Here is a 786-nt window from a genome sequence, read left to right as displayed (position 1 = left end):
TCCGTATCCTTTTGCATCAGGTAATACAGATACTCTTCCAGCTCATCCATGTCTAAAACTAGCGGATTTTTCATGTAATAAAGTGCCAGTTTAGCTATTTGGCGTAAATAATTTTCGTGTGTAGACTTTGATCGTCCATTAATAATAAGTTTACGTTTGAACTCTTCTCCCATAGCTCTAAAGCCATCAACTTTGTTGCAGGCTTCAGAATAAATAGTAATTTTACTCATGATTTAATTTTATTAAATTATTAAACATGAGATTTATACGTATTCAATACGAATTTAAATCGAAAGCTACCTCCCTTTGGGGAGGTTTAGTTCAACAATAAATATACGTAATGCGGGAAATGTGCTAAATATGAGCGATATAGCAATTAATAAGCGGCGGTGTAATTTGATGCGTTGGAGCTTCGAAATCCCGCACTACGCATATTCGAGCCGTTGTGTGCAACCTTAGAACCTAAATACCATAAATAATGGAGTTTGACAAGAAAATATTATCCTTTTTAAAACCTGATTTAGCTGATAAGATACTGCAAGAATCAAGTATAAAGGAATTCCCCAAAGGAATTGAAATTTTAAGAGAACAACAGTATGTTAAAGTATTGCCTCTTGTTGTAAGTGGACTTGTAAAAGTATATTCAAGATTTGACGAGAAGGAACTATTACTCTATTATATTGAGCCTGCTCAAAGCTGTGTTATGTCTTTCTATGCTGCATTGAAGAATACTCCAAGTAAAGTGTTTGCAGTAACCGAAGAGGATTCAAGGATTATTTTAATTCC

2 protein-coding genes are annotated in these 786 nt (G+C 34.1%); one reads left to right on the top strand and one right to left on the bottom strand.

Annotation, left to right across the window (positions count from 1 at the left end):
- Nucleotides 1-230: phage integrase N-terminal SAM-like domain-containing protein (locus HNS40_RS22545; RefSeq protein ID WP_172284961.1), on the bottom strand; the 230-nt coding region annotated here is incomplete at its 3' end.
- Nucleotides 231-478: 248 nt separating this feature from the next.
- Between HNS40_RS22545 and HNS40_RS22540 the strand changes: the two genes are divergently transcribed.
- The coding region (locus tag HNS40_RS22540; RefSeq protein WP_371742975.1) for a Crp/Fnr family transcriptional regulator at nt 479-786 on the top strand (308 nt) is incomplete at its 3' end.

Origin of the sequence: Lentimicrobium sp. S6 (assembly GCF_013166635.1) — a bacterium.
Taxonomy (GTDB): domain Bacteria; phylum Bacteroidota; class Bacteroidia; order Bacteroidales; family UBA12170; genus UBA12170.
The sequence above is the reverse complement of the archived record's forward strand: the minus strand, read 5'-3'. Positions and strand labels throughout refer to the sequence as shown.